The organism is Actinomycetota bacterium (assembly GCA_036280995.1).
Classification (GTDB): Bacteria; Actinomycetota; CALGFH01; order CALGFH01; family CALGFH01; genus CALGFH01.
The window spans coordinates 1-6,871 of sequence record DASUPQ010000427.1 but is presented as its reverse complement, the minus strand read 5'-3'; the positions used below and the strand labels follow the sequence as shown (position 1 = coordinate 6,871).

General features: G+C 76.4%; 8 protein-coding genes. 7 read left to right on the top strand and 1 reads right to left on the bottom strand.

Annotated features, from left to right (window positions below; translation table 11 throughout):
* Positions 1–145: 145 nt before the first annotated feature.
* From VF468_14150 to VF468_14125, 6 genes are all read left to right on the top strand, one after another.
* Complete coding sequence (locus VF468_14150; protein HEX5879435.1) at positions 146–1,141, top strand: 5'-3' exonuclease; 996 nt, start codon at positions 146–148, stop codon at positions 1,139–1,141.
* Between the two features lie 64 nt (positions 1,142–1,205).
* Entirely contained in the window at positions 1,206–2,540 is a 1,335-nt protein-coding gene (locus VF468_14145) for an FAD-dependent oxidoreductase (protein ID HEX5879434.1), read from the top strand.
* Positions 2,537–3,478 (top strand): phosphotriesterase, encoded by a 942-nt coding sequence (locus VF468_14140; GenBank protein ID HEX5879433.1) that lies wholly within the window; start codon positions 2,537–2,539, stop codon positions 3,476–3,478. The genes VF468_14145 and VF468_14140 overlap by 4 nt, the downstream gene beginning before the upstream one ends.
* Positions 3,475–4,248 (top strand): SDR family oxidoreductase, encoded by a 774-nt coding sequence (locus VF468_14135; protein ID HEX5879432.1) that lies wholly within the window; start codon positions 3,475–3,477, stop codon positions 4,246–4,248. Before VF468_14140 ends, VF468_14135 begins: the two co-directional genes overlap by 4 nt.
* Positions 4,249–4,288: 40 nt before the next feature.
* Positions 4,289–4,993: a deoxyribose-phosphate aldolase gene (gene deoC, locus VF468_14130; GenBank protein HEX5879431.1), complete on the top strand. Its 705-nt coding sequence runs from the start codon at positions 4,289–4,291 to the stop codon at positions 4,991–4,993.
* Positions 4,990–5,916 (top strand): ROK family protein, encoded by a 927-nt coding sequence (locus VF468_14125; protein ID HEX5879430.1) that lies wholly within the window; start codon positions 4,990–4,992, stop codon positions 5,914–5,916. Before deoC ends, VF468_14125 begins: the two co-directional genes overlap by 4 nt.
* A 36-nt stretch (positions 5,917–5,952) precedes the next feature.
* On the opposite strand, the gene VF468_14120 is transcribed toward VF468_14125, so the two are convergent.
* On the bottom strand, positions 5,953–6,681 hold the full coding sequence (locus tag VF468_14120; protein HEX5879429.1) for a GntR family transcriptional regulator: 729 nt from the start codon (positions 6,679–6,681) through the stop codon (positions 5,953–5,955).
* An 11-nt stretch (positions 6,682–6,692) separates the two neighbouring features.
* Here VF468_14120 and VF468_14115 point away from each other — a divergent pair.
* Positions 6,693–6,871 (top strand): SIS domain-containing protein (locus VF468_14115; protein ID HEX5879428.1); only part of this gene is annotated, 179 nt, incomplete at its 3' end.

Here is a 6,871-nt window from a genome sequence, read left to right as displayed (position 1 = left end):
GGCTGCTCAAGGAGGACGCCGGCCTGGCCCTGCGGTTCCCCCGCTTCACCGGCCGCTGGCGCGACGACAAGGCCCCCACCGACGCCACCACCGTGGACGAGGTCGTAACCATGTACCGCGCCGCCCGGCGGGCCCCCGCCGGCGCATGACCCAGGCGGACGCGAAGGGCAGCGACCGCCCCGGGCGGCTGATGCTGCTGGACGCGGCCAGCCTCTACTTCCGCGCCTTCTACGGGGTCAAGCACCCGCTGCCCGCCCCCGACGGCACGCCCACCAACGCCGTCCGCGGGTTCCTCGACATGGTGTCGACGGTGATTGCCCGGTTCCGCCCGTCCGACATGGTGGCCTGCATCGACACCGACTGGCGCCCGGCCTGGCGGGTGGCGCTGATTCCCTCCTACAAGACCCACCGCCTCGCCGTCCCCAACGCCTCGGTGTTCGGGCCCGGGACGCCGGCGCTGGTGGGCGGCGCCCCGGCGGGCGAGGCCGAGCCGCCCGGCCTGGCCGAGCAGGTCCCGATCATCCTCGAGGCGCTGGCCGCCCTCGGCGTCGCCGCCGTCGGCGCCCCCGAGCACGAGGCAGACGACGTGATCGCCACCCTGGCGGAGCGGGCCGCCATGCCGGTGGACATCGTCACCGGCGACCGCGACCTGTTCCAGCTGATCGACGACGCCCGCGCCGTCCGGGTGCTCTACACCGGCCGGGGCGTGGCCAGGCTGGAGGTCATCGACGCGGCCGCGCTGGTGGCCCGGTACAACATCCTCCCCGAGCAGTACGCCGACTTCGCCACCATCCGGGGCGACCCGAGCGACGGCCTGCCCGGCGTGCCTGGGATCGGGGCCAAGACCGCGGCCAGCCTGCTCGCCACCTTCGGCACCCTGGAGGCGCTGCTGGACGCGGCCGCCCGGGGCGACCCACGTCTGCTCCGGGTGGCAGCGAAGCTCAACGCCGCCCGGGACTACCTGCTCCGGGCCGCCATGGTCGTCCGCACCGCCCGCACGCTGGAGCTCCCCGACCTGGCGACCGCGTTGCCGCGCACCCCGCCCGACGCCGCTCGGCTGGCCGAGCTGGCCGGCAGGTGGGGGATCGGCGGCTCGCTGGCCCGGGCCGTCACCGCCCTCGCCTCCGCCGCGGCCACCTGAGCTGCCGGCCGCCGCGGCGCCAGGGCCCTCGATTCGGGCCTCCAGGTGTGCTACACCTACCTCTATGTCTAGACAACTGGCGGACCTCGGCGCCTTCGACGTCGTGGTCGTCGGGTCGGGCAGCGCCGGCGGCACGGCGGCCATCGCGGCGGCGCGGAACGGGGCGCGGACGCTGCTGCTGGAGAAGCTGCCGTTCCTGGGCGGGGTCTCCACGGCGGTGCTGGACACCTTCTACGGGTTCTACACGCCCGGGTCCAGGGCCAGGAAGGTCGTCGGGGGCGTGGCCGACGACGTGGTCGCGGGCCTGCGCCGGCTCGGCCCGGTGCTGGAGCGGCCCAACACCTACGGGGCCGGGACCGGCGTCACCTACCTGGCCGAGCACCTCAAGGTGGTCTGGGAGTCCCTGGTCACCGGCGCCGGCGCGTCGGTGCTGCTGCACGCGTTCGTGCAGGACGCCGAGGTCGCGGACGGGCGGGTCCACCGCCTGGTGGTCGCGACCAAGGCCGGGCTGGCCCGGGTGGACGCGGCCGTGGTGGTCGACGCCAGCGGCGACGCCGACGTGTGCCACTTCGCCGGCCTGGGCTACGAGCCGGCCGGCGAGCGGGAGCCGGCGCAGACCCTCACGACCAGCTTCCGCCTGGTCAACGTCGACACCGAGCGCCGCCGGACGGTGGCCAAGGAGGAGCTGCACCGGCTGATGCGGGAGGCGGCCGCCGGCGGCGCCTACGACCTGCCGCGGCGCGACGGCTCCGACCACGTCACCCCGGTCGAGGGGATGACGGCCACGATCATGACCAGGGTCCCCTCGACCCGCCGCGACGGCCGCCGGGTGGTCAACGCCACCGACCCGGCGCTGCTCACCGAGGCCGAGATGGCCGGGCGCCGCCAGGCCCTCGAGTACGTCCGGTTCCTGGTCGACAAGGTCCCGGGCTACGAGCGGGCCCGGCTGGTCGCCCTCGGCACCCAGATCGGGGTCCGGGAGACGCGCCGGGTCTACGGCGACGTCCGGCTCACCGCCGCCGACGTGCTCTCGGCCCGCCAGTTCGACGACCAGATCGGCCTGTGCGGGGCGCCCATCGAGGACCACCACGAGGGCACGGGCACGACCTGGCGGTACCTGCCTGACGGCGAGGTCGTCGGCATCCCGTTCCGGGCCCTGCTGGCCCGCGACGCCGGCAACGTGCTGGTGGCGGGCCGCTGCTTCTCGGCCACCCACGACGCCCACGCGGCCGTCCGCTCCATGGCCCAGTGCATGGCCATGGGCCAGGCCGCGGGCACGGCGGCCGCCCTGGCCGCGCGGGGGCGCGCCGACCCGCGCGACCTCCCCTTCGACCGGCTCCGGGCGGCCCTGCGGGACGCCGGGGCCATCCTCACCCCCGAGATGGCGGCGGCGTCGTGAGCGTCGTCCGGACCGTGCTCGGCGACGTCCCCGCCGACCGGCTCGGGGTCTGCTACGCCCACGAGCACCTGGTCATCGACGGCGGCCTCCCCAAGCTCGTCAACCCCGGGATCTCCCTCCAGCGCGTCGACGACGCCGTCGACGAGCTCCGTCCCTGCGTGGCCGCCGGCCTGGGCGCCGTGGTCGACGCCATGCCGGCCGACGCCGGCCGCAACGTCGTCAAGCTGGCCGCCATCAGCCGCCGGGCCGGGGTGCACGTCGTGGCCGCCACCGGCCTGCACCACGCCCGCTTCTACGGCGAGCGGCACTGGGGCGAGCTGCTGGCGCCCGGGGAGCTGGCCGAGCTGTTCGTGGCCGAGCTGGCCGAGGGCATCGACGCCAACGACCTCAACGGGCCGGTCGTCCGCCGCACGCCGCACCGCGCCGGCGTGGTCAAGGTGGCCGGGAGCCTTGGCGGGCCCAGCGACCGCGACCGGCGCGCCTTCGAGGCCGCGGCCATGGCCACGGCCCGGGTCGGGGCCCCGCTGCTGACCCACTGCGAGCAAGGGACCGGCGGGGTGGCCCAGCTCCGGCTCCTGGAGGAGCTCGGCGTGCCCCTTGACCGGGTGATCCTGTCCCACACCGACAAGGTGGCCGACCGCGGCTACCATCGCGAGCTGCTCGCCAGCGGCGCCTACCTGGTCTACGACCAGGGCATCCGCACCCCGGAGGCCACCGCCCGCCTGGTCCGCTGGATGGTCTCCGACGGCCACGGCGACCGGCTCCTGCTCGGCACCGACGGCGCCCGGCGGTCGCTGTGGTCGGTGCTCGGCGGCACGCCCGGCCTGGCCGCCCTCCGCACCCACCTGGGCAAGCGGCTGGCCGACGAGCTCGGCCAGCCCGCCATGGACCGCATCTGGGTCGCCAACCCGGCCGCCGCCCTGGCCCTGCGGCCATGAGCGGGGCGGGCCGGCTGGCCGGGAAGGTGTGCGTCGTCACCGGGGCCAGCGGCATGGCCGCGGACGCGGCCCGCCGGTTCGCCCGCGAGGGCGCCCAGGTCTGGGTGGTGGCCCGCGACCGCGGCCAGTGCGAGGCCCTCGGCCTGCCCTACGCCGTCGCCGACCTGCGCGACGAGGGCGAGACCGAGGCCGCCTTCGCGGCCCTGCTGCGCGCCCATCCCCGGGTCGACGCCCTCTACGCCGTGGCCGGGGCCAGCGGGCGGCCGCTCGGCGACGGGCCGGCCCACGAGCTCACCCTGGCCGCCTGGGAGGGCACCTTGGCGCTCAACGCGACCCCGGCGTTCCTGTCCGCCCGGGAGGCGCTGCGGGCCATGCTCGACCAGCCGCCGGGCCCCTCGGCCACCCGCGGCTCGCTGGTGCTGATGTCGAGCGTCCTGGCCGGCCACCCGATGGCGCCGCTGTTCGCCACCCACGCCTACGCGGCCGCCAAGGCGGCCACGATCGGGCTGGTCAGGGCGATGGCCGCCTACTACGGGGAGCACGCCATCCGGGTCAACGCCCTGGCCCCGTCGCTGGTCCGCACGCCGATGAGCGCCCGGGCGGCCGCCGACCCGGCCAGCGTGGCCGCCGCCGAGCGCCGCCAGCCGCTGACCGGCGGGTTCCTGGAGGCCGCGGACGTGACCGAGGCCGCCGTCTACCTCTGCAGCGACGAGAGCCGGGCCGTCACCGGGCAGGTGCTGGCGGTCGACGGCGGCTGGACCGTGACCTGAGCCCCGAACCAACCGACCCGACCCGAGGAGAGGACACGCCATGCCCGACCGCTGGACCGTCGAGACCATCACCGAGGAGAAGGTCGCCAAGACGATCGACCACTCGCTGCTCCGCCCCGAGCTCACCATCGGGGAGGTGCTGGCCGGCTGCGAGCTGGCCGCGGCCTACGACGTGGCCTCGGTCTGCTGCCGGCCGCTCGACGTCGGCCGCTGCCGCGACGCCCTGGCGGGAAGCGCCGTGGCCGTCGGCACGGTCGTCGGCTTCCCCCACGGCAGCAGCACCACGGCCGTCAAGGCGGCCGAGGCGGCCCGGGCGCTGGACGACGGGGCCACCGAGCTGGACATGGTCCTGCCCATCGGCTGGCTGCGGTCGGGGGAGGACGCCTACGTCCACGACGACATCGCCGCCGTGGTGGCCGTGGCCCGCCCCCGCGGGGCCGTCGTCAAGGTGATCCTCGAGAACGCCTACCTGACCGACGAGGAGAAGGTGCGGGGCTGCGAGCTGACCGAGAAGGCCGGCGCCGACTACGTGAAGACCTCGACCGGCTACGCCCCCTCCGGCTCGACCATGGACGACCTCCGCCTGATGCGGGCCAGCGTCTCGGAGCGGGTCAAGGTCAAGGCGGCCGGCGGCATCCGCACCCTCGACCTGCTGATCGAGGGCCTCAACGCCGGGATGGACCGCTGCGGGGCCACGGCCACGGCCGCCATCATCGACGACCTGCGAGCGCGCCAGGGCTCGTGAGCCCCCGCTACCTCGGCATCGACGTCGGGGGGACGAACAGCAAGCTCGCGGTCGTGGAGGCCAGCGACGGCGACCGGCCCGAACTGCTGGCCACGGTCACCCTCCCGACCGGCGCCGGCGACCCCGGCGAGGTCATCGGCCGGCTGGCCGAGGCCGGGGCGCGGCTGGTGGCCGGGCACGGGCCGGTGGCGGCGGCCGGGGTGGGCGTCCCCGGGCTGTTCGACGAGGCGTCGGGCCGGGCCGTGTTCCTGCCCAACCTCCCGCCCGCCTGGGCCGGCCGCGAGGTCGCCGGGCCGCTGGCCGGCCGCCTCGGCGTCCCGGTCGCGCTCATCAACGACGCCCGCTCCTTCACCCTGGCCGAGAGCCGCATGGGCGCCGCCGCCGGCTGCTCGACCGTGATCTGCCTGACGCTGGGCACCGGGGTCGGCGGCGGGGTGGTGGTCGACGGCCGGCTCCGCTTCGGCCCCCACGGCCGCGCCGGCGAGCTCGGCCACCAGGTCATCGACCCGGCCGGCCCGCCGTGCGGCTGCGGCAACCGTGGCTGCGTCGAGGCCTTCGCGGCCGGCGCCGCCCTCAGCCGCCTCGGCGGCCAGCCCAGCCCGCAGGCGGTGTTCGCGGCCGCGGCCGCCGGCGACGAGCGGGCCCGGGCCGCGGTCGAGGCCGTGGCCGGCCGCCTGGCCGTCGGGATCGCCAACCTGGTCACGGTCCTGTGGCCGGAGCGCGTGGTCGTCGGCGGCGGGGTCGCGGCCGCCGGCGAGCAGCTCCTCGGCCCCCTCCGGCGGGCCGTGGCCGCCGCGTCGCCGCTGGTCGACCCGGCCGCCTACGAGATCGTGCCGGCGGCCCTCGGCCCGGCCGCCGGCGCCATCGGGGCGGCGCTGTGGGCCCGGGAGCGCGCCGGGGGCCTCCGGGGGGCTCAGGCCTAGCCCCCCCGGAGGGGTGGAAGGGCTGAGCCGGCGCCGTCAGGGGTGGGTGTGGACCACGTCGATGACGTAGCGGTCGGCGGCGTAGCGGGTCTCGGTGCGCTCGAACACGCGGCCGTGCTGGTCGAACAGGACCCGCAGCTCGACCAGGAGCGCCGCCTGGGGGGCCAGGTCGAGCAGCTCGGTCTCGCTCGCCCGGGCCAGCCGGGCCGTGATCGTCCCGGTGGCCCGGGTCGCCACCACCCCCCGCTCCTCGAGCATGCGGTGCAGCGACCCGCCGCCGAGGTCCTCGTCCAGGACGCCCCGCAGTTCGGGGACCAGGGCCGCGTCCTCCAGCGCCACCGGGACGCCGTCGGCCAGCCGGACGCGGACGACCCGGACGACCTGGCTGTCCAGGGCCAGCCCGAGGTCGGCGGCCTCGGACCGGCGCGGCTCGTCCATGCCCGCGGCCAGCAGCCGGCTCGTCGCCTGCGCCCCCCGCCGGTTCATCTCCTCGGTGAAGGACAGGAACACCCCCGGCCGGCGGTGCACCGGCCGGTGGGCGACGAAGGTGCCCTGCCCGCGCCGGCGCTCCACCAGCCCGTCGTTGGTCAGCTCGGCCAGCGCCTGCCGGACGGTCATCCGGCTGACCGAGAACCGCTCGCACAGCTCGGCCTCGCTGGGCAGGGGAGCGCCCGGGCTGGCCCCCTCGACGAGGGTGCGCAGGTACCGTTCAATCTCCCGGTAGCGCGTCTGTCCGGGCGAATGTGATTTCGTTGACGGCACCATGGCTCCACGATATGGTCTCGATTATGTCTAGACAAGTGGGCTGGACACAGGCCGCCATCGCCTTGCTGGAGAAGCTCGACCAGACGCAGGGGGCCGGGCTCGACCACGCGGCGGCGATCTGCGCCGAGGCCATCGGCAGTGGCGGCCTCGTCCACCTCTTCGGCACCGGGCACAGCCGCATGTCGGTCGA